Below are 26853 nucleotides of genomic sequence, written 5' to 3' on the forward strand. Positions count from 1 at the left end.
CGGGGCTTATTTTTTTACTGCTTGAAGTATAGGATTTGTTGTTTATGACTACCCAATCCCTGTCCCAGCTGGAACAAACACAAGATTTTATTCGCCGCCATATCGGACCCGATAGCGAGCAAACCCAAGTAATGCTTAATGAAATGGGCGCCGAGTCGGTTGATGCCCTGATTGATGAAATTGTTCCCCAAAGCATACGTTTATCAGGCTTGCCTGCCATCGAAGAAAGCAAAACCGAAGTACAGGCACTGGCAGACTTAAAAGCCGTGGCAGCATTAAACCAGGTAAATACCAGCTATATAGGTTTAGGTTATTACGGTACTTTGACCCCTAACGTGATTTTACGTAACGTGCTGGAAAACCCGGGCTGGTATACCGCTTATACCCCTTATCAGCCGGAAATTGCCCAGGGCCGATTGGAGTCGTTATTAAACTATCAGCAAATGTGTCTGGACCTGACCGGATTGGATTTAGCAAGTGCTTCCTTACTGGATGAAGCCACCGCCGCCGCCGAAGCCATGGCGCTGGCCAAGCGGGTGTCGAAAAACAAAAAATCTAACCTGTTCTTTATTTCAAGCGATGTTTACCCGCAAACCATAGACGTAGTGAAAACCCGTGCCGATATGTTCGGTTTTGACGTGGTGGTTGCACCTGCGGATGACGTAGTAAATCACGACGTATTTGGTGCTTTATTGCAATACCCGAGTGCCAGCGGTGAAGTAAAAGACATCAGCGATCTGATTGCCAAGGTACATGAGAAAAAAGGTATCGTAGCCGTTGCCGCCGACATCATGAGCTTAGTACTGCTTAAAGCGCCGGGTGAACTGGGCGCAGATGCCGTTATTGGTTCAACCCAGCGTTTTGGTGTGCCTATGGGCTACGGCGGACCACATGCCGCCTTCTTCACTACCTCAGACAAATACAAGCGTTCACTGCCGGGCCGTATTATCGGTGTTTCTAAAGATACCCGCGGCAATGCCGCACTGCGTATGGCAATGCAAACCCGCGAGCAGCACATCCGCCGCGAAAAAGCCAATTCCAACATTTGTACTGCGCAAGTATTACTAGCCAACATGGCGGCTTTCTACGCGGTATATCACGGCCCTAAAGGCTTAAAAGTGATTGCCGAGCGTATTCACCGCTTCGCCGATATCCTGGCAACAGGTGTTAGCAGCAAAGGTTTAACGCCGCTGCACAGCACTTACTTTGATACTGTTACTTTTGATTTAGGCGCAGACAAAGACGCTGTTGTTAAGCGTGCCCTGGAAAACCAGGTTAACCTGCGCACCGATGTTGACGGTCAGGTAAGCATCTCTATTGATGAAACCACCACCCGTGAAGACATCAACACCTTATTCGATATTTTATTGGGTGAAGGCCACGGTTTAGATGTTGCCGCATTAGACAGCGAGATTATCGCCAACGGCAGCCAGTCAATCCCGGCGTCATTAGTACGTGAGTCGGCGATACTGACCCATCCTGTGTTTAACAGCTACCACTCGGAAACCGAGATGTTACGTTACATCAAAAAGCTGGAAAACAAGGATTTGGCCCTGAACCATTCGATGATTTCACTGGGCTCCTGTACCATGAAATTAAATGCCACCGCGCAGATGATCCCGGTTTCCTGGCCTGAATTTGCCAATATGCACCCGTTTGCCCCGAAAGATCAGGCACAGGGCTATAAGCAGATGATCGACGAGCTGGGCGACTGGCTGGTAGAGCTAACCGGTTACGACAATATTTCCATGCAGCCTAACTCGGGCGCGCAAGGGGAATACGCCGGTTTGGTAGCGATTGCCAAATATCACGAAAGCCGCGGCGAAGGACACAGAAACATCTGTTTGATCCCGTCGTCTGCCCACGGCACCAACCCGGCTTCAGCGCAAATGGTTGGCATGAAAGTGGTTGTGGTAGACTGCGACAAGCAAGGTAACGTCGATATGGACGACCTGCGCGCCAAAGCGAGTGAAATGGCGGACAGCCTGTCTTGTATCATGATCACTTACCCGTCTACCCACGGGGTATATGAAACCACGATTGCCGAAATTTGTGATGTGATTCACGAGCACGGCGGCCAGGTATACCTTGACGGCGCCAATATGAATGCCCAGGTAGGTTTAACCTCTCCGGGTTTTATCGGCGCAGATGTATCGCACCTTAACCTGCACAAAACCTTCGCTATTCCTCACGGTGGCGGCGGACCGGGTATGGGACCTATTGGTGTTAAGAAACACCTTGCCCCCTTCTTACCGGATCATGCCCTGGTTAATGTGGATGAAAGCACCCAAGGCAATGGCGCGGTTTCTGCGGCTCCTTACGGTAGTGCCGGTATTTTATGTATCTCTTACCTGTACATTGCTTTATTAGGCAAGCAAGGGGTAACAGACTCGACTAAGTATGCCATTACCAATGCTAACTATCTGGCCCACAAGTTAAGCCAGCATTACCCGATTTTATATACCGGGGCCAATGGGCGGGTGGCGCACGAATGTATCGTAGACCTTCGTCCGATCAAAGAAGCTTCCGGCATTACCGAAATGGATGTTGCCAAGCGTTTGATGGATTACGGTTTTCATGCGCCGACTATGTCGTTCCCGGTTGCCGGTACCTTGATGATAGAGCCGACAGAGTCAGAAGCTAAACCTGAGCTGGACCGTTTTATTGAAGCCATGACCTGCATCCGCGATGAAATTCGCAAGGTAGAAGCCGGTGAGTGGACGCTGGAAGACAACCCGCTGCACAATGCGCCGCATACTTTAGCCGATATCACCGATACCTGGGAGCGTGGTTATTCCGTTGCCCAGGCGGTATTCCCGGTACCGGCTGCTGCGGCAAATAAGTTCTGGCCGACGGTTAACCGCATCGATGACGTGTTTGGTGACCGTAACCTGATTTGTTCTTGTCCTGCGGTTGAGACTTATAAAGATTAATGTAAATTGATTTTTGTTGAGAAAAGCGAGCTTTGGCTCGCTTTTCTGTTTTTGAAAGATAAGTTATCTGTGCTGTTATATTCACAAGTCACTCAATGGACTGCGTACACCATTGGCTCCGGCCTGGATCACATGGGTATAAATTTGCGTGGTACGGATATCGACATGCCCCAATTGTTCCTGTACGGTGCGGATATCACAGCCACGCTGCAATAAATGAGTAGCAAAACTGTGGCGAAGAGTGTGGCAGCTTACACTTTTATGAATACCGGCCCTCTTGGCTGCTCTTTTAACGGCTCTTTGCAATGATCTTTCGTCAATGTGATGACGCCTGGTTACGTTATTGGCATGAGGATCCCGACTCAACCGGGAAGAAGGAAATAGATAATGCCAGCCAAATTCCTTTGCTGCAGTGGGATATTTTTTTGCCAGAGCATGAGGTAACCACACTCCTTGATAGTCTTTATTTTTTATATCCAGCTCATAAAACTGTTTGCACACGGTGAGCTGCTGTTTTAGCGGTTCTACCAACTCCTTGGCTAAAGTGACCCTTCGGTTTTTATTGCTTTTACTTTGCCATACCAGAAGGCACAGATAGTCGAAATCAATATCTTGAATGCGCATTCTTAAGGTTTCCATTAACCTCAGACCGCTGCCGTACATGAGTTTGGTCATCAGTGAATACTGGGCGGTTACAGCATTTAATAAGGCAGTTACTTCCTCCGGGATGAGTACCGTTGGCAGTTTTGCCTGGCGTGATGATTTATTAAAATCAAGATTCAATGATAACGGTGCCTGGATAATTTCTTTATACAGAAACACCAGTGCGTTTAGGGCTATTGCCTGGGTACCAGGAGCAACATTACTGTGTGATGACAGGTAAGTTAAAAAATATTCTACCTCTTGATTCCCTAACTCTGACGGGTGCTTTTTATTGTGAAAAAGGATATATTTTTTTATCCAATAAATATATGTTTCAATGGTTCGTTTGGCATATCTACGCGTAATCATGAATTCGCTGATGTAGGTGAGAAATAGGGATTGTGGCATTTGAATTTACTTAGTATTAGTGCTGTATGTTTATACAGTTTAGGTGCTATTTATAAAAATGCTTTGTTAGACGGAGAAAAGTCGTATTTCACTTATTTCTCTAATATTCGAAATAAGAGTGAAGAAATTGAATTAATGGGGTAACCTGTTTATTTTACATTTTATTAAATTCAGTAAAGACGACAAAGTGTCGTGTTTAATTACGACATTTTGTCGTCTGTTAAGCTGTTAGGTAACTCAATAAAGTATGCAATCACCTTTAGACAAAGTTGGCTCTTTTTATGTTTTTTTAGAGGCAATTCATTATGACGTAAATGAAGAGTCTTTATGGATTGAAGTTTCCTGTGCAAAACTAGCTGATGAAGTTTATCGTGCAAAACCTAAATCAGGTGATGAGACGGAAGATAGAATCGAAAAAGTATTGGATGGGTGCCGGGAGATAATTACTGACGAAAACAGTCCTCGCTATAGGATCAGTTTTGAGCATGTTTTCTACCACCAAGTTTGTGAAGAGTTTGATTATGATATGTCAAAAGAAAAATGCGATGATAATGGAGTTGTTGGAATCATCGAAGATTCATCACTATTGGCACATTTAAAAAATGATACTGAAGTATTTTGGCATTGTGAAAGATCCAAAATGTACGTAGTAGCAACATCAAGCAAATGGTTAAGAGTAGTAAGTTCAGAGCCTCCTGAAATAACGTTGGTGGAAAGCGTTACCTAACAAGCGCAATCACGCGGAGCAATTTTCCGCTGCGCTTCAAATTGCCCGGTGTTGCGGGCGTTAGTTTTCCTATCACATGGAGAGTGTTATTTTGGCTGAATATTTTGATAATAGAGAAGAAGAGTACCTTAACTGGGTAAATACACATCAAGATACTGGTTATGTTGTAAATGTAGATGATCCTCAAAAATTTAAAAACTACCCAATGGTTCATTTGGCGAAACATAAATTAATATGGGGCCCAAGTAGAACTAACTATACGACAGGTAGATATAAGAAATATTGCTCTACGGATCTAAAAGAATTAGAGTCGTGGTCACTCACGATTCATAAAAAAGAGCTAACTTTCTGTAAGGCTTGTTTTAATAAATAATGGAGTCAAAAACTAACAAATTAAGCCAGCGGATTCGTAAACTCACCGCTGCTTCAGGCGTTAACTGTACTATGAAAAATTCTACTTATATTCCAAATTACATCCCAAAGTCAGAGCGAATAATTAATTTTATCTGGGGCATTTGTTTAGTGATATATGCTATCTATGGTTACTTCATGGGGGAGTTATATATGCCTGGACGAAGAGGGACTGAGGGAACCACATTCACTGGCGATAACTTGGTTATGATAATTGTAGCTATGTTTTTGGGGGCTCTGAATCTCTTTATTACTATTGTCGATCATTATGATAAACGAGATAATGAAAAAAATTACAAGTTCATTAGTCGAATTATAATGTTTTTCTCGATATCATTGATTTTAGGTGCTTTTTATGAAGGTTTTTTCCCTAGTATAACTGTCACGGTTATTCAATCATAAAACACAGTTAACAAGCGCAATCAAGCGGAGCAATTTTCCGCTGCGCTCCAAATTGCCCGGTGTTGCGGGCGTTAGTAGGCCACCACTAGTCAAGCTGAATTATTGTAAAAATAGCTGTGTAGAAAGCGGGCTGGTGGTTGGTACTTAGCTCAATATTCACGGTTTGGTGGGTAGTGGTGGTAGGTGCAAATAGCATCTTCCGTATATCCCCCAAACCATTATTTAAACAGTTAGTGTGGTGCAAATAACCAGCAACCACTAACAAGTAAAATCACCCGACAAAATACAGCTGGCCGTTCCGTCCAGCCGCATTTTTCAGGTGTTTTAAGCGTTATGTGTTTCTCTAGCTTTGGTGCTTGCAATTAGTATATGGATAGCATTGTCTTTATTTTAATTAGTGCAGTTGGGCTTTGCTTAGCAACTTTCCCATGCATGGGGCTTTTATATATTCCAAATTTATTCTTCAGCCCTAAATGGTATGTTCCTTTTATCTGGTTAGGAGGATTATCAATGCTATTAGCCATGCTTACAGCTATTGTAATCAATCTGGAACTAGAAGCCGGTGTGTTCTCTGTAGGCATATTTTTGATAGCTGTATCATGTGTATGGGCATTTATTATTCTACCTATTTTCTTTATATATAAATGGGTTACTATAAGGGGGAGGTGTTCAAACACATAACAAATTAAACCAGCGGATTCGCTACGCTCTCCGCTGTTCAAAGCGTTATAAAGAAAATGGAGTGTGCAGTTTCACTCCCTAATTGAAGTAACTTAACTTTCAAGATAGGAGAAATGAAATGTCAAAACTATTATTTTCAACTGACACTGATTCGGGGACTATTACGGTTCTAGATCCGACGGCCTCAATGAAAACCGTTTGTAAAATCGCTGTAGGAAACGGACCACGAGGGCCAGTCAAATTTACAACAACTGGAAGGGGGTTTGTGGCAAACCACGCTGGAAATACCCTTTCAGAAATAGATGCGTATTCGCTTCGAGAATTATCAAGAATAAAAGTCGGAAATGCGCCTATTGGCGTGGCCATAGTTCCTGGTGATAGATATGCTCTTACTTCTTGCTCAGGCGACAATAATATCGCCGTTATCGATCTTGATAGCCGAGAAGTCGTTCATAGTTTAGTTACCGGTAGAGAACCCAGACATATGGATATTACTCCATGTGGAAAATATGCATATGCCGCTGTATCAGGAGGAGACTATATTTCAAAAATAAATGTCGAGGCGCTAAGTCAAAATAATAAAAAAAATATATCCGATACCGTCAGAGAGGAAAAGCGAATTTTTCTAGGTGAAGGTACAATGCCTTATAGTTTCGCAATAAATTCAACTGGCGAATATGGTTTGGCTGCAAACAATCAGACGGAGTATGTGTCCATCGTCGATCTTAAGAACGACAAGGTTTTTAAAGAAGTTAAAGTAGGAAACAAAGGAGCTAGGGGAAGCGTTTTTTCTCCAGATGGAGACAAAGTATTTGTAACGATTGAGGATATAAACGAAATTCTCGCTATAGATGTTTCAACTGGAAATATAGATAATAGGTTCCCAGTGGGGCCAGGGCCTAGAGGGATTATTCTGGATGAGCAAACAAATACATTGTTTGCTTCGGCTTTCGCTAGGAATAAAGCCGTTTCTACATCGGCAATAACGAAGCCTAACAGTGTTTCAATAGTTGAGTTAGGTTCTGTGACTACCCTCAAGGCACTAAGTAGCGCAACACCAAGCTTTAAGGAAGTTAGTGTTGGTGCTGGGCCATGTAGCGTTAATATTTTCACGAGATAAAAAGGGAGGTGCCAGAAGGTGATGCCTTCTGGCCAAATTCCAATGAAATTTGAACAACTTTATGATTGGTCGCTGGTTCCAGAAAAACATAAGTTTGATTCGAACAATGAACTCTTAACCAAAAAGGTATACGAAGAGAATTTTAGATGGTTAAGAAATGACAGAACCCCAGCTCTTTGCCCATCTTATAGAAAGGCTTTTGAGTTAGGCTGGATAGTGAGAAGTCCTGTGGACATAGTATTGTGTCCTATACAAGAAATTCAACTTGCGAATAGTGAAGACAAAGCCGAAATCATGTCTCTATGTAATTTTGATTCAATTTGGACTAGAGATTCGAATGCGTTTGGCATTCGAACAGACATGAACTTTGCAGCTTACGAATTTAATGATGCAGGAAAATGGGAGTCTATGTTTATTGTAAACGGACACTCTTCGCTTGAATGGAGGCTCGGTTTTAAATGTGTACCAGATAAAGAGGAATCTATTTTAGTAATTGAGGAATTTGGAACACAGCCAATTGGCATAATACCAGGGCTTTTAAGTATGAAACATGTAACCTCAAAAACCGGTATGTCTGTTGCGATCAAGCCTCTAGAGCAACGTAAAATATCTAGAGGGGATATCATTGCTCGGCTAATTCCTGTGGCAAATGCTTTATAACAAGGCCATCAAAAATCGCGCACTTCGTGCGCTGGACTCGCAACAAGTTGCTTGCCTTTTATGGCGGCGTTATAAGCCTTCGGTGAGGATATCGTGGAGTTAAACAAAACTTACGAAAATGTGGTTGTAGATGAGTTCAACGTTAAGCGTGAGAATGATACTTTTACAGTGACATTCGAATTTATTTCTGAGAAAAATCCTACCAAAGTTACATTAAAAGGAATCCGAGTAGCTGATAACTTATGTGAATTGTTGGAAGCTGAAAGGCTATGGATTGAAGAATGCGATAATGGGCAACTTGAATTTGGCCGTTTTACGCTAGGTATTTCGCATGAATCGTATACAGAAGTTACGTTTGATGAATTGGGGTAATGTAGCTTATAACAAGGGCCTCAAACATCGCGCACTACGTGCGCTGGACTCGCAACAAGTTGCTCGCCGTTTAGGCCTGCGTTATGTGTTTCACTAGCATGGAGTAATTGTCATTATCCCTCGTAGCTATATTAATTCTAGTGAATGTAAGCGTTGTCGTCTCCAGTTCAACGATAGGGAGCCTCATTGCCCTCATTGTTCAGGCCTTTCTGACTTGGAAGCCATGAAATTGAAAAGTGAATTCCAAAAGAATGTATTACAACTAAATGAAGGTTTAGGTAAAAATTTTTCACTGTTGTTTATACTAATTATCTTTTTGATGTTATTGTTATTTTTTGTATAAAAACACATAACAAATAAAGCCAGCGGAATCGCTACGCTCTCCGCTGCTTCAGGCGTTATGTGGTAAGGAGAGTGCGTGGATTTCAAAATTGATTATACAAGATATTCAAATGAGGAACTTAGGGATGCACTTGCTCATATTGATAAAGATAAATATCCTGAACGAGCCAAAGAGAAACGAAGTACTATTCAAGTAAAAAGAGCGGAGAAAATAAAAAAGGAAAAGTACCATGCTGAAATGGGTAACTTGGTAATTGTGGTATTTTTGATTTTTACAGGTTTGTTTGCCTTGATTACTGGGTACTTTGATTGGTACGACGGAGTATCAACTGGACGAAACGGAACTCTTTTAAGAGCCGATGATTATGAAAAGTTTGATTCTTTAATACGTCTTAGAGTTTTAGTGGGTTTTGCTTGTTTAAGTGGTGCTGCTTATAAAATACTTAATAAAAGTGGGTTACTACATAACAAAAGCAGTAAATGTGACCGCTAAAGCGGCACTTTCTGCAAGCGTTATTCGGCCACCGCTAATTCATATTTAATATTTTGGAAATAGCATTATTCCCTAACTCAGTTTGGTGCGTGATTCCGGTGGGTTTTCGCCGAAACGGTTAGGTGTTCCCGCTAATAGACTTTCCTCTTTCTTTTTCACAAGCGCTAAAGGTGGTAAAGTCATTAGCTTGTTCTGGCCGTGGTGCTAGGCTCAAAATTCACTGCTTGGTGCGTAGCGGTGGTGGGTGTCTTTGGCATCTTCCCTTCACGCCTCAAGCTATTTTTAACGTTGTTGGTTCTGCGGTTACAGCAAGCAACCAATAACAAATGGCATCACCAGAAAAATTAGTCGCTGCGCGCCAAATTTTCTGTCGTGCCAAGCGTTATGTGGCTAAAGCTTCTAGATGGAGAATGTAATGATTTCCTGTGATCAGCATGATTACATAGAAATAGTGTGTACGTTCCAATACCCTATTAAATTGACGATGAAGACTGGTATCGTAGTTGAGTGTATTGCTCTTGATACTAAGTTGAATGAAAATAGAGACGAGTGTATTAAAGTCGATCTTAATGGGGCTGAGAGACTGTTTATTTTAGACAATATCTCAGTATTGGAAGTTTGTGTTGATAACCCACACTTCCATACCGTTTCTTTTAACTAGGTTGCAGCACATAACAAGAAAATTAACTACGCGCCTTTGGCGCCGGACGCTCGTACCTCGCGCCGGTTATTTGGGCGTTATACACCACAGGAAACTCATGCGCACTTTAATATTATTTCTAATCTTTTTTAGTTTTAGCGCCTTAGCATCAGAGCCAGAAAAGAATAATGGACAACCTCTTTATCACGTTCACACGCCAGAAGGCGGAGTAAAAAAGCAGAGTGGTCCTATAAAAGTCGTTAATGTTCAACTTTTAACCCACGAAAGCATTCTAGAAAAAAACATCAAAACCGAAGATCTCGTAGAATTTATGAAAAGCCTCGAGCAAGCAGTTAAAAGCAGTTATTTACAAAATGAAAAAGGTGAATTACTAGTTAAAATACAGCTTGTTAAAGATTCTGAGTTCGGGTTTAGGTTTCAAACCCGTGGAGACTTAACAAATGCATTCTTACAACGCGTATCTGACAATATCGTAAAGTTAAAAAACTTAACTCCTCTAAATGATAGTGTGTCTTTCCAAGTTCATTATACTATTGGTGTAAGTGGTGTATAACAAGGCCATTAAGTCGGATTCGTAACAGTTTGCCCGGTTCCGCTTCGCTACACATTTTGGCAAACTGTCACTCACCGCTTATGGCGTCGTTAGTTTTCAAAAAAGGTTTCGATGCATCATCACTCATTTAACAAAATCGATTGGCCGTTTAGCTGCCCTGAAAACATGGGCTGCATAACTACCAAGCAAGTAATAGAAAAAGGCTTTCCAATTCTAGCGGTGCTTCACGATGAAGAAGGTACTTGGCAAGTGCTTTGTGATACGACAGAAGACCCTGATGATGGGAAAGTTATTTGTTTAGGTTGTTTGTTCGAAAAGTTCCCGATTATAGGTCAATTTGCGAGTTTAGAACCTGGATATGAAGCGTATAGAAAATCAGAAGACGAAGAATGGGTCATTGAAAAAACAGAGTATGATGGTCAATGAAAACTAACAAGTTTCACCAGTTTGCACTTTCGGTGCCGGACGCTCGTACCTCGCGCCGTTGTGAAAAGCGTTAGTTGTACATCATGAACCTAGAACAGTTCAAATTATCAAAGGATGAGCGAGCATTATTGATCGAAATGACTGACTTCGGAGTGCCTCTCTATGAAGTTCTGAGTGTCGTGCGTTTAACATATTCAGATAGTGCTAACAGCGAGCAGCTAGATATTGCAAAAAACTTGGTCCTAGCTGTAGTAAAGAAAGGCTTGGTAAGCCTTTGTAAGCTCACTCTTGAGAATACTAGAGATAATATCTATGAGGTTAGTGACTCTACGTCAATGCCTGTAGAGGATGTTAAAAAGCATATGTCTCAGCTAGTTAATTGGGAGCAAAGCTCTGATTCATTTGATAGTACAATCACCTATGAATTAGCTCCAACTGAGCTAGGTGAAAAGGCTTTGGATGAAATATTCAATATCAAGCAAGACAACTAACAAGCAAAATCACTCGGAGCAATTTTCCGTTGCTTCGCAACTACAAATCGCCCGGTGTTTCGGGCGTTAGTTTACTCATAAAATTTTGTTGCGAGGTCCACTAATGACAATTTTGATTTTGATGATCATTGTCTTTTTGTTGTATGGGTATTACAAATTAAAGTTTAAGAATTTCTCTTCCAACATAGAACTTATTCTCCTAACACCCTTGTATTTCTTGATTTTTCTTGTGTTTGAGACGTATTTATTTAGTGATGAAGGGAATACCTTATTCGGAATTTTAGGTATAGTAGTGTTGTTTACCACACTCTATTTGTCCTTATTGCAAAGAAAATAGAGCGTAAACTAACAAGGTAATGTTATCGGAATTTTATTACTGGGTGTTCCGCCAAAAATGCAATAAAATCAGCAAATTAAGGCGTTAGGCGATTATGGGCACTGAGATATTATCAATCTTTATATTTGCACCAATGGTATTGGGTGTAGTTGATATGATAAAGATAATACGAAACAAAAATAGGCTTAAACACCTAATTTTGCTTATTATCGGATTCAGTACAATAGGATATATGGCGTATTCATCTTATGCCGGAGGCTGGAATCCGATGCAAGGTGTAGTTATCGGTAGCTTTTTTTATATTCCTGGTTATTTAGTTCTTTATTGCGGCTTAACGTATTATTTTAATAAAACGGCAAGCAGTAGAGAAGAAATCACCTAACAAGCGCATATTTCGGAAAAATTTCCGCTGCGCTCCAATTTTCCGCAAATGCGGGCGCTAAGCTGTTAAGCGACCCCTTTGACCTCATGGAGACCTGATGGAGAATTGCCCGCTCTGCGGAAAAAAAGCGTCTATAGAGTTACCCGAATGGAGCGGTGGTAGGTTCTCGATTGAGTGCGCTGATTGCGGTGGATTTTCTACCAACCAGATCGTTATCACAGAACTCGAGCGACTTAGAAAAGAGGGAAGCTCAAGGATAGGTGAGATTCAGTACACAATTGATATCGCAGATCATCGTTGGTACTTAAACTGGTCGCAGAGATTACAGGCTATTTTCTTTGAGCTTGAGACGCCGCGAGTACTGACGAAGCGTGACAAAAAGGGCCTTAGTAAGGATGCTCGTAGAGGTCGGAGCAACCCTACTGGAAAAATATTTCGTATACAGAGTGGCGGCGATGCTGAGGACGCTTAACAAGTTTAGCCAGAGCGACAATTATGTCGTCGCTTGAAAAACAGCAACAAAAAAATTGCGCCTGCTAAAGGCGTTAGATTATCTAAGGAGTAGTGGTGAGGTTAATTTATATTTTTGTTCTACTGACAAGTTCTTTGAGTGTATTTGCTAGCAATGAGAAGGAAGTATATGTTGAGTTTATGAATAAATGCTTCTATCACGGGAAAAGTATTTGCGAAAAAAATATATTAGGTGAGTCTAAATTGAAAAAACAATTTTTAGCCTATTCTGAGTTCATCTTTTTATCAAAGAAGTTAAATAAAATCCTAGAAGAACAATACAGCAGAGATTTTGTAAAAGAATTATCAAGAAACTTAGCTTTTAATCCCTCTAAACCTGATGGAAGTGACCTAAAATTCGAACGTGTTAATCAAAATGAAATAAGGGGGAAATTCAACGGAGTTGATGATGTTTACCTGGTTCGAAAAGGCGATAACTGGTTACTAGATGCAAGTAAATCAAACCTACTAAACTATATTAATTTTGAAGGCGAGGAAACGGATATTTTGTATTTTTTTGTTGGTTTGTATAAATCGATCCTTAATAGAATTGTAAATGAAAAACCAAATAGAAAAAGCATTGTTTTGCAAAGATCTGTAGCTATTGCATCTTACTTTCCTGATAACTTTCCTGATTTAAAACAGGTTAAAGAGATTGCTGGAATGTCTGGGTTTACACTGGAACAAATAAAGAACAATTACATTGAGCATGGGCGATAATCTAACAAGTCACTGCACACAGAAATTTTACTCGCTACGCTCCCAAAATTCTGGTGAGTGAGGCGTTAGAAGTATCCAGAAATGAGCAATATTGAATACTTGACTTTTGAGCAAGTTGATCCAAAAAATTTGATGGACATTGTAAACGAGGATTCTTTGCGGGCACATCTGATTCATCATCCTTACTTCGATATCACGAGTATTCAAACTTGGATCGAAGATAAGATTGAAACTGACGCATTGCGGGGTTGTAGAATTCGTGTCGTTTCTATAGATGGTGCGCTAGCCGGCTGGTGCGGAATTCAGCCGGATGAAAATGGCTTTGAAATAGCTATTGTTATTTCCCAAAAATTTTGGGGGGCTGGCATACCCATTTTTAAAACTCTCCAGTGTTGGGCTGGCGAGCTCGGACATAAAGAAGTGCTGTTTCATCTATTAGACACTAGGCGCGAATATAAGGCGCTGGCTAAGATGGCTACCAAAGTCTGTCGCACTCAACTTTTAGGTCGCAGTTTTACCACTTACTATTTTTCGGTAGGCCAACAAAATGCGTAATATTTCTAACAAGTTAAAGCAGTTCGCAGCTAAAGCTGCCGGGCTCACCACGTTCACCGCTGTTTAAGGCGTTAGTGCTCAATATGAACCTGATACTTAAGTGGAAAATTTGGAGGATTGAATCCGCCCTCAAACACCTTGTAAGAATTGAGGGCTTTAAACCAGTGATTTGGTCTTTTGGTGCGTATTACATTGACCCAAAGCACCTTGTTTTTGTTGTAGGTGTGCCGACCGATGAGGCCGAGGAAAACTTAAAATCTAACAGTTCTTTTATTGCGTCAATGAAAAATCTGCTTGCTAAATTTAATTGGCCAACTCAGGCAAGATCAGCAGTAGTATTTGATATTGAATCTCAAGAAACTGTAGATAGAGAAAATAATAGAAGTTGGTGGTACCACTACAAATAGCATTAACAACTAAAGGCAGCTGATTCTGACTTCCCTTGCTTTAACGGACACTAAAATTTAACTAAAGATGAGGTGTACGTAAAACCAGATGGCCAATTTATGAGTATTCCGCGAGAAACCAGTAACGCAAAACCAATCCCCCGCCAGTATCCGTTTTGGAAAATATGCTGGCTATTCTGCGTACCTATTGCGGTCGTCTACCAGGCAGTTTGGGGGGCGTATTTTAAATATGCCCCTGAGCAAATTTGGCTTGATGGCACGTCACAGCAAATAATTGCAGGCAAGTTGGCCAGTGAGCTGGTACTTTACTCAGCTATGCTCTGGTTTCTACTGGCTTTTACTGCAGCCAAATATCAAGTGAGCAAATTGGTAACTTGCACGGTAATAGCGGGGATTATAGGTTATACGGCAGTGGGCCTATTCAATGGGCTTGCCTTGCTATAAGCATCATACGCATAATAATGTGCACCAATACACGCTTGCTCCAGCCGTTAAGTGACAAGGGGGAATTCAATGACACAAAATTGGAGAAGTCCATATAGAATCAGGACATTGCTTAGGAGTCGTCTTCCCTGGTTTGTTATTGATTTAGGTATTGCAGATAAAGGTACTGATTGTGAGGCCGAAGGAGGTTCGCATGAGTGGTATAATGTCGATAATAAAATCAGCGCATGCTACCACTGTAAAGTGGAAAAGGAAGGTCAATTATGGAAGTAAATCACTTAACAAGTGAGCTTGCGGGTTCGTAAGCTCCCAGTTGCTCCAAATAAGTAAGGTAATGAATGCGTTAAAAGGAGTTATTATTGCAGCAATATCCAGCCTGTTAACAGCAATATTGTTTGCATATCTATTTCGCTTTCCTATCCCCATGGTCGGTCATATTGGTCCTTTAGGGGAAGTTAGTACTTATGGGACTAGTATGATTGATGTCGTTAAGTCCGTTGCCATCGCATGGGGATTTTACGGCATGCTTGGTGGTTTTATCATTCTATTTTTGTGCGGCGCTATCACTGGTGCGCTAATTGGCCGCAAATATTCCCAAACAAACAACAAAAATATCATGATTGTCCTGTGGTCAATCATGATAAGCACAATACCCGTTTTTGTTTTATCAATCCTGGATTACATCATTGGCCCGTGGTAAAGGTATAACATGAGAATTCAGCTAATTGGACAAAGCATGGTGCCACTTTGTTTGTTCAGTCAGCTGATTTACACGTTATTACGAGAGGGGTCATGTTGCCTGGTGACAATATGGCTAAACTCGTCGCCAGTGCGCAGGGAGTTGTTAAAATGGATATTCAATTTCAGAAAGGCTGGGATATAGCACAAGCTCATTCAGTTGCCTTGCTTTATGAAGAGGCATTTGGAGTAAAGTTTAGCAGTGCGATACCCGACAGGTTAAAACGGGTTGAGGTTATCGCTAAAAGTTTTGTCCCTGAGTTTTCTTTTGCTGCGATAAATAAAAACGGAGTTGTCGGTTTAGCCGGGTTTCAAGTATTGTCCGGCTCACTCACCGGAGGTATTGGCGCAACACAGTTAATCAATGACCTTGGCTTTTGGAAAGGAATCTGGGCCTGCATGATTTTCAGCCTGTTTGAACGAAAACCAAGTGCCCGGGAGCTGGTGATGGATGGGATTGCGGTTAATGCAGAGTTCAGAGGACAAGGCATAGGCTCAGAATTACTTGATCACATCATAAATTACGCATCAGAAAATGGCTTTGAGTCGGTAAGGCTGGATGTTATTGATAGTAATCCCAGGGCAAAAAAGCTATATGAGTCAAAAGGGTTTGTGGCAATAAAGAGTGAATACTTCCCTTATTTGAAACGGCTGATTGGTTTTTCGGGCTCAACGACTATGGTGCTGCCGATCAAAAGCTGTGGCTAATAAGTTCATTGATAAATATAAACAACAACTAGTTGTTGTGCGTTTCATCCGCTATTCTTTTTATGATGCAAAGCGCTAACTCACTGAACTTACATTGATTCTCAACTACAGAGGCCACTAACTATGCCAGAACTCATGGATAAATATATGCCGGTTTTAATCGACGGGGCGATAAACGTATTACTTGCTGCCTTGATTTTAATTGTCGGGCTTATGATCGCCAGCAAAGTAAACACCCTTATCTGTAAAACCGGCGAGAAATACGAGAACCTGGATGATACGCTGTTTCGTTTTTTAGGTAGCCTGGGCAAGTATATTATTCTTGCCTTTGTGATCATTGCCGTGCTTAATCGCTTTGGCGTACAAACGGCATCTATTGTGGCTTTGTTGGGTGCTGCCGGGTTAGCGGTGGGGCTGGCGCTTCAGGGCACATTAACCAATTTAGCCGCGGGTGTAATGTTACTGTTATTTCGGCCGTATAAGGTGGGTGACTTTATCGAGGCTGCTGGTCGCTTTGGTAATGTCACGGAAATAGATTTATTCACCACTATTTTGCAAACATTTGACAACCAACAAATTATTATCCCCAACAGTCAAATTTGGGGTAATCAGATCATCAACCATTCCCACCATAACGTGCGTGGTGTCGACATGCACTTTGGCGTGGCGTATAAAGAAAATACTGATGCCGTTCGGGAGGTAATTGACAGTGTTCTGGAAAGTCATCCCCACATTCTGAAAGACCCGGCGCCTTTTGTTGAAGTGGAAACCCTGAATGACAGCTCGGTCGATTTCTTGGTGCGTCCTTTTTGTATGGGGGAAAACTATTTCGATATTCTCTATTCTGTTCCGGAAGCGATAAAAAAGGCGCTTGATGAAAAGGGCATTGAAATTCCCTTTCCCCATAGAAAGTTGATTATTGAAAAAGAAAGTTAATATGGCAGGGCAGCGGGCACAAAAGTTCTAACTTTTTGGTCCGCTGTTATTCGCTTTCATTTCCCCGTCATCTACTTAAGTTAAAACATAGATGGCTTCACCAGTTTCTGAGTCTTGCCCCGCGGTTAGTACTATTATTTCTCCTGAATTTAGCAAGTTCAGCAGTAATTAACTTTTATCTTCTGTAATAAGTCCTTTTTTTCTTCATCAGGCAGAGTATCCAACAACTCAAGTAGGCATGACATTATCCTTAACTCTTGCCTTTCAAAATTAGCCTTTTGGGCGGGACACTTCACCTTTATCAGTTTCAGAACAACACTGTCATGTGCTCCATTTAACCCCATAATAGCTGTAATTGTCGGGCTATATATCATGTGTTGTCCTCTGGCGTGTAATTTAAAAACTCAAAGAAAGATGGGTCACCCGCTCTGTTCCTATTAGCTAATCTCTTCAGGACGGTTTTTGTCCATAACCATCGGGGCGACCATACATATTCCAGCTCCCCGTCAACTTCAAGTTCCCGGCTGATGTATTTGAGTTCATGTAATATGCTCTCTATTTCTATCTCCGGATCACTGAAAAAATAACGCAGCTCTGACCAGCGAAAGACAGGGTAATCGGCAATAAAATATAACAATGCGGTTTTTAGCTCTGCATCGTAACGGTCTAACTTAAACTCATAGAGTACAAGGGCGCGCGCCTCTACCAGGTGATATACGTTAATACCGGATGAACGGGTGATACCCGCCTTGCTGATTATCTGCTCTATGCAAGGAACCGATATAGCGTCACTGTCCGTCACACTGCTTTTTACTACCCTTACCAGTGCACTGGTTAAGTCCTTTTCCTTGAATGCTGCACCTTGCATTACTTTCCTGCCGGTATGTCTGGTTATTAGATGTCGGCATTGTATTGATACAAATTAAATTAATCTTGGCATTAATCAGAAAGTGCTAATGCCAAGGAATATTTCCCGGACAATAGTAGTGACGATCGCATTGTGATGTTTGTCTTTTAGTTTCTGGCGTTGATAACGACTACATCGCCGTAGTTATGCCTGGCAGGTAATATCAACCATTTTTTCTTAGACCTTCCTGGTGTGGTTTCATTTTGTAGAGACATTGGCCTTGTACCTCTAATTACAAAGGTTAGGAGTATAAAGCTATAGGTTTATCGCGAGTGGTGTTGGCTGTAATTTTAGCTAGCTGCTGTGTGTTTGAGCAGCTATTATTTTCTTATTATGAAGTTTGAGGTGTATGAAACAAAGCTTACATAAAGGCATTGAGTATGCGTACGCCGATAAAGTTTTATGTAAAATTGCCAGCTGACCTATTCTGCCCCAGAGTTTACGCTGTCTAGAGATTTGACTGATGGTTAATTTAGAGGACATTACACAATAAGAGCGCTTGCCGACATGCCTGTTATTATGTGGAAGAAAAAGCTCGCTGAATGGGCCGATGTACACGCTATCCATATCAATCAATATAACAAGGTAAAAAATGATGTTTAGTGTAATGGAGCTTAGAGTGATAAGAACATCTGTTAAAAAAACAATGGAAGAGTTGATAAAACGTAAAGGTATTCTAGATCCTGAATTTGATGATGCTGTTGAAATTACTAATGATCTTATGATGTATCAAAATATCATTGAAAAAATAAATGACAGGGAAGAGGTTTAGCTCTAAAAAAAGATGGCACTGGAAGTAAACTCATCACAGCTTTAAGCGCAGGTGCATAGCCTACTCGCTCAGATATTCAGTTGCCGCTGCCCTTACCAGAATTGATGAATTAGAAGAAGGAAGAAATCTATGTCTCAATTTATTTACGGGAATAAACCTGAAACCGTTATTCGAGCTTCTGCACGTTCACGTGCCCGCCGAGTGAACCATGTCCTCCTCGGTTCAATATTGAAGGTTGTTAGCACTGAAGGCGATTGGCTGGAAGTGGATTCCCTGGGCAAAGGGGATTCTGGATGGGTGCATAAAGATGATGTCAGAAGCACTCCTATTCTCAAGACCTTCTTTGTCGATGTGGGACAGGGAGATGGTGCCATCGTCGAATCGCCGGAAGGCATCATGTTGGTTGATGGTGGTCCGAATTCCAACTTATTTAAATTCATGAAGCGCCGTTACCGCCGCATTCTAAGATCGGGCCAGCAACTCGAAATTAAGGCCATGGTGGTCAGCCACCCTGACTATGATCACTACAACGGCCTGACCGCTATATTGAAAGACTCCCGGTTTAAAGTCGGCACGATCTATCATAACGGCATCATTCGTTATGATGACGACAATTTGCCATCGGGCACGAAATTCGACCTTGGTAAACTACGGCGTAAGAATGTCAACGGCATAAGCAGGCCCGTTCTTACGGAAACGTTCGACACTTTGAGTCAGGCAAAAACACTCGTTGATGGCGGTCACTTGGCGCCAGCTTTCCGAAGATTCTGGCAAGCTGCCCTTGACGCAAAGCAAGATGGGCGCCTTGGTAAGGCGAAAAGGATAACTATCAGGGACGAGAATCTTCCTGGATATGCACAAGATGACGATGACAAGCTCTTTGTCTCGGTGCTGGGGCCGTTACCTACCAAGATGTCAGGGAGTGTGGAGTATGTTGCGTTTCCAGATGCCCATGATATCGCCGATGCTGATCCGAGACCGAGCTCTTCACACACTCGAAACGGACATTCGATCGTCCTGAAGCTTAAATACGGCAAACATACTATTCTCCTTGGCGGCGATTTGAATATTCCTGCTCAACAGCATCTGATGGAGCATTATGGCAGCGACAACCCTTTTCGAGTGGACGTTGCCAAGGCCTGTCATCATGGTTCGTCAGATTTTCACGTTGAATTCCTGAAAAAGATATTGCCTCAAGTAAACGTCTTCTCATCAGGAGATAACAAGTCTTTCGATCATCCCATGGCCGATGCAGTCGGCGCTGTCGCTCGTCACACCAGAGGCTCTCATCCACTTCTATTCTCAACAGAACTCGCGCGAGCCACTTCAGCGAGCAAAACCCATTATGGCCTGATTAACCTGCGTAGCAACGGAGACGTTCTGGTAATGGCACAGATGAAAGAGCAGCACAAAAACAAGGCGGATATTTGGGATTCCTTTACGGTTCCCTGGCCGGGAAAGTTTGCGAAAGAAATTAAGGAGTCCGAATCCTGAATTTTTGTCAGAGGCGTGTAAATGATAAAGATGAGGCACTTCTGGATACCCATAGAGTGACGCCCTGTAGCTGGTATGTCTAGGAGCTGTGCACAATTGATGGATGTCCTGAAATAATCTTATTTCCCCAGAGAAAGTTGATTATTGAAAAAGAAAGTGAATAAAACAAAGCAGCGGACATTAAAAACTTAGATTTTGATGCCCGCTTATTTTCATCTTGTGATGAGTCTTTTAGCTTTTTCCTGCCTGGTGCCGGTTGCTTTCCCGGGGAGGTAAAAGTTTACGGGCTGTCAGAGCTTCGGTGATCAGAGTGCGGGCAACCCAGGCAACGCTTCTGTCATCAGCTTGGGCTAAAGCATGGATTGTTTCACCTGTCTCTGTATCTAGCCTCACGGTTATTACCATTATTTTTTTCATGCTGACAGCCTATGTATGCTGTTAGCCAAGCCTGTCGGCTCATCTTTGTGCCCATTGCTATTGCGGTCAAAGTTAATCGGGCCACTGTAGGTGGTTGTTAACGGCTGGTGGCAGGGGAGCTTAAGATGTTCTTTTGTAAAAAGAATTGTTGAAAAAACTTTAGCCGAGTTTAACTCTGGCATATCATTATATTTAGCCATGATGGATAGTCTCTTTATCTATTTTGGTTAGCTATCTCTGGGTGCTTCTACACTCAGGGGTAGCGCTTGTTGTTGCTTCATGAATAAATCTCTGCGTTTTTAAGGCCTCTTTTGGTAAAAATATCCTCATCAATTTATAGTAGAAAAAGCTGGATAAATCCACAGGAAAAAGGCTTTTTTAAGGCTAAAAACCATCTGTTGTTAAGTTTCTTAACCTTATGATATTTATGGTTTAATTTTGGCTTTGTAAAGGCGGTGACTTGCCGTGCCGGTATTGGCTTTTGGGTATAAAAACAGATCAGAGCCGGCAATCTTGAGTGCATAAATGTTGCCGGCAAATCGGTGAGTATATACATCAGATCACCGGGTACTTAAGTCTTTGAGTGACGATAATGACCGGCTATTTCTCCGGGGGCTTTAACAATTTCCGGGCTTGCAGGGCTTCCCTTAAGAGTCTGCGGGCCATCCAGGCAATGCTTCTTTCATCTTCCTCGGCTAATAAGCGGATAGCTTCATATACTTCTGATTCAACCCTGACTGTTAATACGAGTACTTTTTTCATGCTTATTATTGGCTACTTCACTGTAAAAGATATTTAAAAATTTCAGGCATCCGCTGATGTATGCCGGTTGCTGCATACATTGAATATTTTTGTTTTTTCGTTCAATACATACTTTGAAATCATTGATTTCGTGTCTTTATTTTTATTTTCGCCATAAAGTTAGCGCCGAGTTAGGGGGAATGAGCAAGGAGGGTTTATATCCGGACAGCTTGCTTGTTTTACCAGATTGACAGGGATATAGGCAATGAAAATTTCACCCGCTATTCGTGTCGGACGAAGATTGCACCGGATAACAAAAGACGGAATAAGGTAAAAAGATTAGGGATTGAGATGTTTGTAAGATTTATCACCGGAGACGATTTAAGGCGGGCACGTTTATCCGTTAATTTCTCGACCAAAGAGATGGCCCGTAAGCTTGGGGTTAACCGGATAACGCTGGAAAATTGGGAGAATGAAATAAGTCAGCCAAAAATCAACCAGGCCTTGGAATTCCTGACTTATGCACGCTTGAATGTACAGCCGTTGCTACAACAGCTTGAGGCGCTAAAAGAGTTGTTCGACAGCTGCCAGGACGGCGATAGCAATAAGCCGAATCTTTACCGGGCTTCCAAAAAGAAGAACCACCTGCAACAGGCAAAACCATTAACTGACGACACAATAACTAAGGAGCTAAACCATGCTAATGAAAACATTGACTGCAGCTGAACTTGTCCGGGTAACCGGCGCAAGCTCGGGACAAAAAGGGGATGATCCCAAAATACAGAGCACGCCGCTGCAACCGGCCGGGGCTGTACCGGGAAAGGCTTTAAGCCAGAGCAATCAGGAACTTGCCCCTTAAGTAATCACTTTGACAGCCCGAATGCCTTAAGCGGTTAAGCGGGGCAAGGGCTGTCAGGGAACACAGGGAAATTAAAGGAACAGGAATAAATGTTTAAATTTGCAGTTATTATCATCGGTGTTTGTTATGCCATCTTCAGTAAAAATCACCAGCATGTCTATATCATGATGGATGTTTCCTTGCTGCTGATAATGCTGATGAACCGGCATAATATTAACGTGGTACATTTATGCGCGGCACTGTTGGCGGTTTATCTGGGGGAAATGCTGGTATTTGAATACTTTATTGATACCACCAGCGACACCCTGAGCGCCATGTGGGTGAATGCCATTATCTTTTCGGTGCATTTGCTGGTGGACGTGCTGCTGTTCTTTTTGGTGGTATTCAGGGCTCCTGTTACCCGCTGCCTTTTGGCGGCGCGGGATCAGCCTTATGATCATATCTTCATTTATAATGCCGAGTTTGCCCTCAGCAGTTTATTTGTGGTGTTTATGGCGGTAGATTTGCTGGCGCTGGTGGAAAATTTTATTCGTCATCTGGACGAGTTAGGTTTCAGCGGGGAAAGCGCACGGTTTTTTAGCGGCTGGAACTGGCTATATCATCAATATGAAAATATTAAGTTTGTCCTGCTGGGCATGACTTTTTTACTGATATGGATGATGACCTATCCCATCGGGCAGGATGAGTATCAAAAGGCTCCGTTGAATTAAATAATTTAAAGAGCTAACAGAAGGGGGAGTAGTCTCTTCCGCTTAATTCGGCAATGATGAAATAAACGGGGAGCGTCTTAGCAGGCCTTCGCGAAGAAGCCAAAGCACAGGGCAAGCATGTTGCTCCTGTGCTTGTAACATTAGACCAGCCTGAGTTTGTATAAGCGTTAATTCAACAGCTTCAGTTGGTTGGCCAGGCTTAACAGGTCAATGCCTTTACCGATATCGAACTGCATAAATGCCAGTATACTGTGCATCACAATAAGCAGACGTTGATAAACGTGTGGCTGTTGTTTCAGTTCATTCACTGCCGCATCAAAGCCGTTTGCATCATAGGTCATTAACAGTTCAATAGCATGCTCTTCAGGGGTACGTGCTCTGGTTTTAGGCTGGTAGCCCAGTTCAGCGACAACTTTTTCAGCAAGCCCCCATACAGACCAGGGGTTTTGCCCTGTGATCAGTTTGCCGTCTTGGGTGACTTTTTCTAAATAGGTGGTGCCTGCCTGAAATTCAGCGCCTTGTTCAATCAATTTATCTTCAAGCAGGAAGGGAAAAATTTCTTTCGCATCGGGAATTAACAACAATTCTTCATCGTTGGTAAAGCCGCTGACTTTTTTGTTGGCAAGCAGCATTTCACCATTGTCCAATTCAACGTTAACCAGCGCTGCGGGGCCGTGACATACTGCACTGACTACTTTGTTGTTTTGGTACAGGGTTTTGGCAATCTCCTGCACATGGGGGTTGTCCGGGAAATCAAACATAGTGCCTTTTCCGCCGACAAAATATACCGCTTCGTAATCGTTCGGGTTCACGTCTGCCAGGGGGATAGAATTTGCCACTTTTTGTTGGATAGCGTCGTCATTTAAAAAAGCATAATCATACGCGCCCATGTCTTCGCCATCGATAACTACCGGCGGTTTACCGCCTTTTGGACTGGCAATATCGACGTCAAAGCCGTTGGCAATAAACACCCAATAGGCACGGGCCAGTTCGGTATGTTCATAGCCGGTATCTTTGTCTTCCCCCATTTTTTCGGTACTGGTCACTACCGCTAAGATTTTGCCTCTGTTTGCTGGGATATTTTCGGTAACGTAGGGTAAGTCGCTTACTTGTGTGGTTTTTAATGCCACAAAGTGGGCTTTTTCGGGTAATAAACTTTTTACCCAAGACTTGGCGCCAAATGTTAAGCCTGCTCCAAGGGTGACTAAGGCTACTAAGGTAACTGTTATTTTCTTAAACATGAGCATGATTCCTTTTATTTCGTTGAAGCAAGAATAAAAAACCGTCTGTGAAATGAATGTGAAACGCTGCGCCCAGGGAAGAATAAGAAGTAAAAATTGATAGCCGTCAAAGGCGGGGGATATTTCTTTATTGGTCTCGTTTTGATCGTTGAGTTCAGCTAGTAAGGCTGTTTTGCTTTTGATATAAAGGTAAAGCTTTCATAAATAAAAGGAAATTATTATGTATAAAAAGTTGTTGAGCCCTGTTGTTGTCTTGGCGCTGGCTTCGCCTTGCGCTTTTGCCGAAGTTGAATTGCTGGCGCATTTTGAACTAAATGGTAATGCCCTAGACTCAAGCGGTAATGTAGCCGACGGGCAAATTTTCGGTAATGTTACTGCTGTGCCGGACAGGTGCGATAATCCGAACGGTGCCATGTATTTTGACGGCAATAGCAGTTATATCAAAGTGACGGACGGCACCTTCTTAACGCCGCGAAAAGCCGCAACCGTGTGTTTGCGGGCAAATGTATTGGAGCCCTACAGAATTAATAAAGGTCATGTTTTAGTGTCAAAATATAAGTCGGATTCAAGTTATCAAACAGGCTTTACTATTTTGGTCGACAATGCTGACAATTTAAGAATGTGGTCTAAGGGGAAAAACTTAACCGAACTGAGCGATTTTCCTGATATGTTAGACTTTAATGATTACGGCAACTGGAATCACTTTTGTTTAGTCGACGATAATACCAATATCACCACTTATGTGAATGGTTACCCGTATGATGTTAAAACCTCTCCGGATGGTGTTTATGCCGACACATCTATTCCCCTGCTTATCGGCGCTTCCCATAACGGTAACGGCCAGCCGTCAAGTCACTCTTTTGCCACGGCGTATATTGATGATGTCAGAATCTATGCCGACCCGCTTACGAGTAATCAGGTGAAAAACATAGCGTTTGAAGCTTGTCCTTAACCTGAAAATATAAGCGCTGGGGGGATTTGCAACAAGCTGCCTGCCGTTTAGCTCTTATATTAACGCTGGTGAAATAATTGCTTTATTTCACATCGATTTCACATCAATCACACTACCCTTAACCTTCTTTTAAATGAAGTTAAGGGGAGTGCTATGTCTCAAAAATATGGCTGGATTTTAGCTGGCATTGGTTGTTTTATTAATGTCCACGCGGCAGAAAACCAGTTAGCAGCGCCAACAGCAATCGAACAAGAAATTATTCAAGCTATTAACGATATAGCCGAAGCGCCTCGTAAAGAGTGGGCGGTAAAAATATCGCACTTTGAGAATGAAGAGGGCGATATTACCAGTAGCATAGAGCGTTACACCCCTAACGAAGACACAAGTAAGCAATGGACCTTATTACGTATTAACGAACAAATACCGAGCAAAAAACAGCTTAAAAAATTTGCCAAAAAGAAACAGCAAGATGCTGAAGATAAAGCGAAAGGTCAAAGTTACAGCATTAACCTGAAAACGTTAATTAAGCAAGAAAGCCTTCAACTGTTGAATGAGAACAGCAGCCATGCCCGGCTAGGTTTTCAGGTGCATATGGAAAAGCTGGGAGACGACGCTGAAGGAAAGTTGGCAGGCAGCTTGTCGTATAGCAAGCAGCACCAATATATTGAAACAATAACCATAGTCAACAACGCTGAATTTTCGCCTGTGTTCAGTGCCACTATTTCAGAGTTAATGCTTTCGCTTAATTTTATTAAGCTTAATGAGGCGGTATTGCCGCAGCTGATTGAAATGCGTATGAAAGGTAGCTTTGCCTTTTTTACCGAAATAGATGAAGTGTCTACAACAACCTATTCCGATTATCAGCATACTGGCAAGCTACTGAGCGAGTAGGAAAAACCTTAATATTTTGTAGCATATTAAGGTTTAGCTTGGTGCCATCTTGCGGTGTAATGTATTAATCTTTCTGTTAAGTTAGTTGTGTATGAAGTAGATGGAATACCACGCAGTTTACTTCATTATCAGTTAGAGCCACATGGCAAAATATTCAGCATTATAAAAATAAATAAAGGATGTTTAATGAAATTCTTATCAGTATTATTTTTCGGTCTCTTTACTGCGCTTGTTAATGCAAGTGAAGTTTCGGGGTTGTCTTCTGACGATCTGAAAGCGCGTGTTACCTTTATCAATGAGTTACAAAATAAGATATTGATGAAAGGTTCGCTTGTTAAAGATATTGATGCACTTTTTAGCAATTTCACTGATGATTTTACTTATGTACACGAAATATATGGCGGCACCTACTCCAGAGAGCATCTTTACAATAACTACGTAAAGTTTTTAAAAGCTGGAAATTATCAACGTACTGCAGACAGGTACCGCATCGTATCAATGATTGCCGGACATAATGCGATATCGATCGAGAGGGAGCAAACTTATGAAGGGGTTACCTCTAACCATTTAACTGTATTTGAGTTTAAAGGCAAACAAGTATCTAAAATTATTGAGTATTGGAAATAATAAACTAAAGCGCTAACAAGCTATTCGAAAGGGGTCTGCTTACTGCCGCGATCCTTGCTTAGGCAAAAACTGCGCTGGTGCTTGAATGGCCGAATAAAGCTGTAAATCCCTGACTGTCGGGTGAATGTCGTGTTAAATTCGTACCTGACACTAGGTAAATTAAGGAATACTTGTGATTCTTAA

The 26853-nt window shown here is 42.0% G+C and carries 34 protein-coding genes; 28 read left to right on the forward strand and 6 right to left on the reverse strand.

Annotated features, from left to right (window positions below; all coding sequences use genetic code 11):
* The first annotated feature begins 44 nt into the window (after positions 1 to 44).
* Entirely contained in the window at positions 45 to 2933 is a 2889-nt protein-coding gene (gene gcvP, locus QL234_RS22135) for an aminomethyl-transferring glycine dehydrogenase (protein WP_281559944.1), read from the forward strand.
* Between the two features lie 81 nt (positions 2934 to 3014).
* Here gcvP and QL234_RS22140 read toward each other — a convergent pair whose 3' ends face one another.
* On the reverse strand, positions 3015 to 3983 hold the full coding sequence (locus QL234_RS22140; RefSeq protein ID WP_281559945.1) for an integron integrase: 969 nt from the start codon (positions 3981 to 3983) through the stop codon (positions 3015 to 3017).
* 247 nt (positions 3984 to 4230) lie between these two features.
* Here QL234_RS22140 and QL234_RS22145 point away from each other — a divergent pair, with 247 nt between their 5' ends.
* The 19 genes from QL234_RS22145 to QL234_RS22235 all read left to right on the forward strand — a co-directional run bounded on the left by QL234_RS22145 (position 4231) and on the right by QL234_RS22235 (position 17059).
* Positions 4231 to 4710 carry a hypothetical protein gene (locus QL234_RS22145; protein WP_281559946.1) on the forward strand — a complete coding sequence of 160 codons (480 nt, stop codon included), beginning with the start codon at positions 4231 to 4233 and terminating at the stop codon, positions 4708 to 4710.
* A 91-nt stretch (positions 4711 to 4801) separates the two neighbouring features.
* Positions 4802 to 5083, forward strand: coding sequence for a hypothetical protein (locus QL234_RS22150; RefSeq protein WP_281559947.1), 282 nt, complete (start codon positions 4802 to 4804; stop codon positions 5081 to 5083).
* Between the two features lie 71 nt (positions 5084 to 5154).
* Positions 5155 to 5523, forward strand: a complete 369-nt coding sequence (locus QL234_RS22155; RefSeq protein ID WP_281559948.1) for a hypothetical protein — start codon at positions 5155 to 5157, stop codon at positions 5521 to 5523.
* Between the two features lie 369 nt (positions 5524 to 5892).
* Positions 5893 to 6204, forward strand: coding sequence for a hypothetical protein (locus tag QL234_RS22160; RefSeq protein WP_281559949.1), 312 nt, complete (start codon positions 5893 to 5895; stop codon positions 6202 to 6204).
* A 118-nt stretch (positions 6205 to 6322) separates the two neighbouring features.
* Positions 6323 to 7324, forward strand: a complete 1002-nt coding sequence (locus QL234_RS22165; protein ID WP_281559950.1) for a YncE family protein — start codon at positions 6323 to 6325, stop codon at positions 7322 to 7324.
* Positions 7325 to 7366: 42 nt separating this feature from the next.
* On the forward strand, positions 7367 to 7984 hold the full coding sequence (locus QL234_RS22170) for a hypothetical protein (protein WP_281559951.1): 618 nt from the start codon (positions 7367 to 7369) through the stop codon (positions 7982 to 7984).
* A gap of 93 nt (positions 7985 to 8077) precedes the next feature.
* Complete coding sequence (locus QL234_RS22175; RefSeq protein ID WP_281559952.1) at positions 8078 to 8356, forward strand: hypothetical protein; 279 nt, start codon at positions 8078 to 8080, stop codon at positions 8354 to 8356.
* A 418-nt stretch (positions 8357 to 8774) separates the two neighbouring features.
* Positions 8775 to 9191 carry a hypothetical protein gene (locus tag QL234_RS22180; protein WP_281559953.1) on the forward strand — a complete coding sequence of 139 codons (417 nt, stop codon included), beginning with the start codon at positions 8775 to 8777 and terminating at the stop codon, positions 9189 to 9191.
* A 415-nt stretch (positions 9192 to 9606) separates the two neighbouring features.
* Positions 9607 to 9852: a Rho-binding antiterminator gene (locus QL234_RS22185; RefSeq protein ID WP_281559954.1), complete on the forward strand. Its 246-nt coding sequence runs from the start codon at positions 9607 to 9609 to the stop codon at positions 9850 to 9852.
* A gap of 97 nt (positions 9853 to 9949) precedes the next feature.
* Entirely contained in the window at positions 9950 to 10405 is a 456-nt protein-coding gene (locus tag QL234_RS22190) for a hypothetical protein (RefSeq protein ID WP_281559955.1), read from the forward strand.
* A 111-nt stretch (positions 10406 to 10516) separates the two neighbouring features.
* Entirely contained in the window at positions 10517 to 10831 is a 315-nt protein-coding gene (locus QL234_RS22195; RefSeq protein WP_281559956.1) for a hypothetical protein, read from the forward strand.
* An 83-nt stretch (positions 10832 to 10914) separates the two neighbouring features.
* Positions 10915 to 11322, forward strand: a complete 408-nt coding sequence (locus QL234_RS22200; RefSeq protein ID WP_281559957.1) for a hypothetical protein — start codon at positions 10915 to 10917, stop codon at positions 11320 to 11322.
* 431 nt (positions 11323 to 11753) lie between these two features.
* Positions 11754 to 12041, forward strand: coding sequence for a hypothetical protein (locus QL234_RS22205; protein ID WP_281559958.1), 288 nt, complete (start codon positions 11754 to 11756; stop codon positions 12039 to 12041).
* A 567-nt stretch (positions 12042 to 12608) separates the two neighbouring features.
* Positions 12609 to 13271 (forward strand): hypothetical protein, encoded by a 663-nt coding sequence (locus tag QL234_RS22210; protein ID WP_281559959.1) that lies wholly within the window; start codon positions 12609 to 12611, stop codon positions 13269 to 13271.
* Positions 13272 to 13352: 81 nt separating this feature from the next.
* Positions 13353 to 13826 (forward strand): N-acetyltransferase, encoded by a 474-nt coding sequence (locus QL234_RS22215; RefSeq protein ID WP_281559960.1) that lies wholly within the window; start codon positions 13353 to 13355, stop codon positions 13824 to 13826.
* Positions 13827 to 13909: 83 nt separating this feature from the next.
* Positions 13910 to 14233: a hypothetical protein gene (locus QL234_RS22220; protein ID WP_281559961.1), complete on the forward strand. Its 324-nt coding sequence runs from the start codon at positions 13910 to 13912 to the stop codon at positions 14231 to 14233.
* A gap of 778 nt (positions 14234 to 15011) precedes the next feature.
* Complete coding sequence (locus tag QL234_RS22225) at positions 15012 to 15377, forward strand: hypothetical protein (RefSeq protein WP_281559962.1); 366 nt, start codon at positions 15012 to 15014, stop codon at positions 15375 to 15377.
* Positions 15378 to 15487: 110 nt separating this feature from the next.
* Positions 15488 to 16123, forward strand: a complete 636-nt coding sequence (locus tag QL234_RS22230) for a GNAT family N-acetyltransferase (RefSeq protein ID WP_281559963.1) — start codon at positions 15488 to 15490, stop codon at positions 16121 to 16123.
* A 123-nt stretch (positions 16124 to 16246) separates the two neighbouring features.
* On the forward strand, positions 16247 to 17059 hold the full coding sequence (locus QL234_RS22235; RefSeq protein ID WP_281559964.1) for a mechanosensitive ion channel domain-containing protein: 813 nt from the start codon (positions 16247 to 16249) through the stop codon (positions 17057 to 17059).
* A 370-nt stretch (positions 17060 to 17429) separates the two neighbouring features.
* Here the strand turns inward: QL234_RS22235 and QL234_RS22240 are convergent, their stop codons facing one another.
* Positions 17430 to 17927, reverse strand: coding sequence for a hypothetical protein (locus QL234_RS22240; RefSeq protein WP_281559965.1), 498 nt, complete (start codon positions 17925 to 17927; stop codon positions 17430 to 17432).
* Positions 17928 to 18558: 631 nt separating this feature from the next.
* Between QL234_RS22240 and QL234_RS22245 the strand changes: the two genes are divergently transcribed.
* Together QL234_RS22245 and QL234_RS22250 are read left to right on the forward strand one after the other, a co-directional pair.
* Positions 18559 to 18738: a hypothetical protein gene (locus QL234_RS22245; RefSeq protein WP_281559966.1), complete on the forward strand. Its 180-nt coding sequence runs from the start codon at positions 18559 to 18561 to the stop codon at positions 18736 to 18738.
* Between the two features lie 129 nt (positions 18739 to 18867).
* The gene (locus QL234_RS22250; protein WP_281559967.1) at positions 18868 to 20232 is read left to right on the forward strand and encodes an MBL fold metallo-hydrolase; all 1365 of its coding nucleotides are present in this window, start codon (positions 18868 to 18870) and stop codon (positions 20230 to 20232) included.
* Positions 20233 to 20463: 231 nt separating this feature from the next.
* Here the strand turns inward: QL234_RS22250 and QL234_RS22255 are convergent, their stop codons facing one another.
* The 3 genes from QL234_RS22255 to QL234_RS22265 all read right to left on the reverse strand — a co-directional run bounded on the left by QL234_RS22255 (position 20464) and on the right by QL234_RS22265 (position 21411).
* Entirely contained in the window at positions 20464 to 20649 is a 186-nt protein-coding gene (locus tag QL234_RS22255; protein ID WP_281559968.1) for a hypothetical protein, read from the reverse strand.
* Entirely contained in the window at positions 20646 to 20849 is a 204-nt protein-coding gene (locus tag QL234_RS22260) for a hypothetical protein (RefSeq protein ID WP_281559969.1), read from the reverse strand. Before QL234_RS22260 ends, QL234_RS22255 begins: the two co-directional genes overlap by 4 nt.
* A gap of 400 nt (positions 20850 to 21249) precedes the next feature.
* Positions 21250 to 21411, reverse strand: coding sequence for a ribbon-helix-helix protein, CopG family (locus QL234_RS22265; RefSeq protein WP_281559970.1), 162 nt, complete (start codon positions 21409 to 21411; stop codon positions 21250 to 21252).
* 330 nt (positions 21412 to 21741) lie between these two features.
* On the opposite strand from QL234_RS22265, the gene QL234_RS22270 reads away from it, so the two are divergent.
* The 3 genes from QL234_RS22270 to QL234_RS22280 all read left to right on the forward strand — a co-directional run bounded on the left by QL234_RS22270 (position 21742) and on the right by QL234_RS22280 (position 22959).
* Positions 21742 to 22116 carry a helix-turn-helix transcriptional regulator gene (locus tag QL234_RS22270; RefSeq protein WP_281559971.1) on the forward strand — a complete coding sequence of 125 codons (375 nt, stop codon included), beginning with the start codon at positions 21742 to 21744 and terminating at the stop codon, positions 22114 to 22116.
* Complete coding sequence (locus QL234_RS22275; protein ID WP_281559972.1) at positions 22094 to 22249, forward strand: hypothetical protein; 156 nt, start codon at positions 22094 to 22096, stop codon at positions 22247 to 22249. The genes QL234_RS22270 and QL234_RS22275 overlap by 23 nt, the downstream gene beginning before the upstream one ends.
* Before the next feature lie 89 nt (positions 22250 to 22338).
* Positions 22339 to 22959, forward strand: coding sequence for a hypothetical protein (locus QL234_RS22280; RefSeq protein WP_281559973.1), 621 nt, complete (start codon positions 22339 to 22341; stop codon positions 22957 to 22959).
* A gap of 167 nt (positions 22960 to 23126) precedes the next feature.
* Here the strand turns inward: QL234_RS22280 and QL234_RS22285 are convergent, their stop codons facing one another.
* On the reverse strand, positions 23127 to 24200 hold the full coding sequence (locus tag QL234_RS22285; protein WP_281559974.1) for a type 1 glutamine amidotransferase domain-containing protein: 1074 nt from the start codon (positions 24198 to 24200) through the stop codon (positions 23127 to 23129).
* Between the two features lie 220 nt (positions 24201 to 24420).
* Here QL234_RS22285 and QL234_RS22290 point away from each other — a divergent pair, with 220 nt between their 5' ends.
* The 3 genes from QL234_RS22290 to QL234_RS22300 all read left to right on the forward strand — a co-directional run bounded on the left by QL234_RS22290 (position 24421) and on the right by QL234_RS22300 (position 26670).
* Positions 24421 to 25152 (forward strand): LamG domain-containing protein, encoded by a 732-nt coding sequence (locus QL234_RS22290; protein ID WP_281559975.1) that lies wholly within the window; start codon positions 24421 to 24423, stop codon positions 25150 to 25152.
* A gap of 153 nt (positions 25153 to 25305) precedes the next feature.
* Positions 25306 to 26043, forward strand: a complete 738-nt coding sequence (locus QL234_RS22295) for a hypothetical protein (RefSeq protein WP_281559976.1) — start codon at positions 25306 to 25308, stop codon at positions 26041 to 26043.
* Positions 26044 to 26229: 186 nt separating this feature from the next.
* Positions 26230 to 26670 (forward strand): hypothetical protein, encoded by a 441-nt coding sequence (locus tag QL234_RS22300; RefSeq protein WP_281559977.1) that lies wholly within the window; start codon positions 26230 to 26232, stop codon positions 26668 to 26670.
* Positions 26671 to 26853: the final 183 nt, after the last annotated feature.

This window comes from Thalassomonas sp. RHCl1 (genome assembly GCF_947387555.1).
Taxonomy (GTDB): domain Bacteria; phylum Pseudomonadota; class Gammaproteobacteria; order Enterobacterales; family Alteromonadaceae; genus Thalassomonas.

Coding starts and splice junctions, on each gene's coding strand:
- gcvP (WP_281559944.1), top strand. CDS start 45: ATGACTACCCAATCCCTGTCCCAGCTGGAACAAACACAAGATTTTATT.
- QL234_RS22140 (WP_281559945.1), bottom strand. CDS start 3,983: ATGCCACAATCCCTATTTCTCACCTACATCAGCGAATTCATGATTACG.
- QL234_RS22145 (WP_281559946.1), top strand. CDS start 4,231: ATGCAATCACCTTTAGACAAAGTTGGCTCTTTTTATGTTTTTTTAGAG.
- QL234_RS22155 (WP_281559948.1), top strand. CDS start 5,155: ATGAAAAATTCTACTTATATTCCAAATTACATCCCAAAGTCAGAGCGA.
- QL234_RS22160 (WP_281559949.1), top strand. CDS start 5,893: ATGGATAGCATTGTCTTTATTTTAATTAGTGCAGTTGGGCTTTGCTTA.
- QL234_RS22165 (WP_281559950.1), top strand. CDS start 6,323: ATGTCAAAACTATTATTTTCAACTGACACTGATTCGGGGACTATTACG.
- QL234_RS22170 (WP_281559951.1), top strand. CDS start 7,367: ATGAAATTTGAACAACTTTATGATTGGTCGCTGGTTCCAGAAAAACAT.
- QL234_RS22185 (WP_281559954.1), top strand. CDS start 9,607: ATGATTTCCTGTGATCAGCATGATTACATAGAAATAGTGTGTACGTTC.
- QL234_RS22190 (WP_281559955.1), top strand. CDS start 9,950: ATGCGCACTTTAATATTATTTCTAATCTTTTTTAGTTTTAGCGCCTTA.
- QL234_RS22195 (WP_281559956.1), top strand. CDS start 10,517: ATGCATCATCACTCATTTAACAAAATCGATTGGCCGTTTAGCTGCCCT.
- QL234_RS22200 (WP_281559957.1), top strand. CDS start 10,915: ATGAACCTAGAACAGTTCAAATTATCAAAGGATGAGCGAGCATTATTG.
- QL234_RS22205 (WP_281559958.1), top strand. CDS start 11,754: ATGGGCACTGAGATATTATCAATCTTTATATTTGCACCAATGGTATTG.
- QL234_RS22215 (WP_281559960.1), top strand. CDS start 13,353: ATGAGCAATATTGAATACTTGACTTTTGAGCAAGTTGATCCAAAAAAT.
- QL234_RS22220 (WP_281559961.1), top strand. CDS start 13,910: ATGAACCTGATACTTAAGTGGAAAATTTGGAGGATTGAATCCGCCCTC.
- QL234_RS22225 (WP_281559962.1), top strand. CDS start 15,012: ATGAATGCGTTAAAAGGAGTTATTATTGCAGCAATATCCAGCCTGTTA.
- QL234_RS22230 (WP_281559963.1), top strand. CDS start 15,488: ATGGCTAAACTCGTCGCCAGTGCGCAGGGAGTTGTTAAAATGGATATT.
- QL234_RS22235 (WP_281559964.1), top strand. CDS start 16,247: ATGCCAGAACTCATGGATAAATATATGCCGGTTTTAATCGACGGGGCG.
- QL234_RS22240 (WP_281559965.1), bottom strand. CDS start 17,927: ATGCAAGGTGCAGCATTCAAGGAAAAGGACTTAACCAGTGCACTGGTA.
- QL234_RS22245 (WP_281559966.1), top strand. CDS start 18,559: ATGATGTTTAGTGTAATGGAGCTTAGAGTGATAAGAACATCTGTTAAA.
- QL234_RS22250 (WP_281559967.1), top strand. CDS start 18,868: ATGTCTCAATTTATTTACGGGAATAAACCTGAAACCGTTATTCGAGCT.
- QL234_RS22255 (WP_281559968.1), bottom strand. CDS start 20,649: ATGAAAAAAATAATGGTAATAACCGTGAGGCTAGATACAGAGACAGGT.
- QL234_RS22260 (WP_281559969.1), bottom strand. CDS start 20,849: ATGGCTAAATATAATGATATGCCAGAGTTAAACTCGGCTAAAGTTTTT.
- QL234_RS22265 (WP_281559970.1), bottom strand. CDS start 21,411: ATGAAAAAAGTACTCGTATTAACAGTCAGGGTTGAATCAGAAGTATAT.
- QL234_RS22270 (WP_281559971.1), top strand. CDS start 21,742: ATGTTTGTAAGATTTATCACCGGAGACGATTTAAGGCGGGCACGTTTA.
- QL234_RS22275 (WP_281559972.1), top strand. CDS start 22,094: ATGAAAACATTGACTGCAGCTGAACTTGTCCGGGTAACCGGCGCAAGC.
- QL234_RS22280 (WP_281559973.1), top strand. CDS start 22,339: ATGTTTAAATTTGCAGTTATTATCATCGGTGTTTGTTATGCCATCTTC.
- QL234_RS22285 (WP_281559974.1), bottom strand. CDS start 24,200: ATGTTTAAGAAAATAACAGTTACCTTAGTAGCCTTAGTCACCCTTGGA.
- QL234_RS22290 (WP_281559975.1), top strand. CDS start 24,421: ATGTATAAAAAGTTGTTGAGCCCTGTTGTTGTCTTGGCGCTGGCTTCG.
- QL234_RS22295 (WP_281559976.1), top strand. CDS start 25,306: ATGTCTCAAAAATATGGCTGGATTTTAGCTGGCATTGGTTGTTTTATT.
- QL234_RS22300 (WP_281559977.1), top strand. CDS start 26,230: ATGAAATTCTTATCAGTATTATTTTTCGGTCTCTTTACTGCGCTTGTT.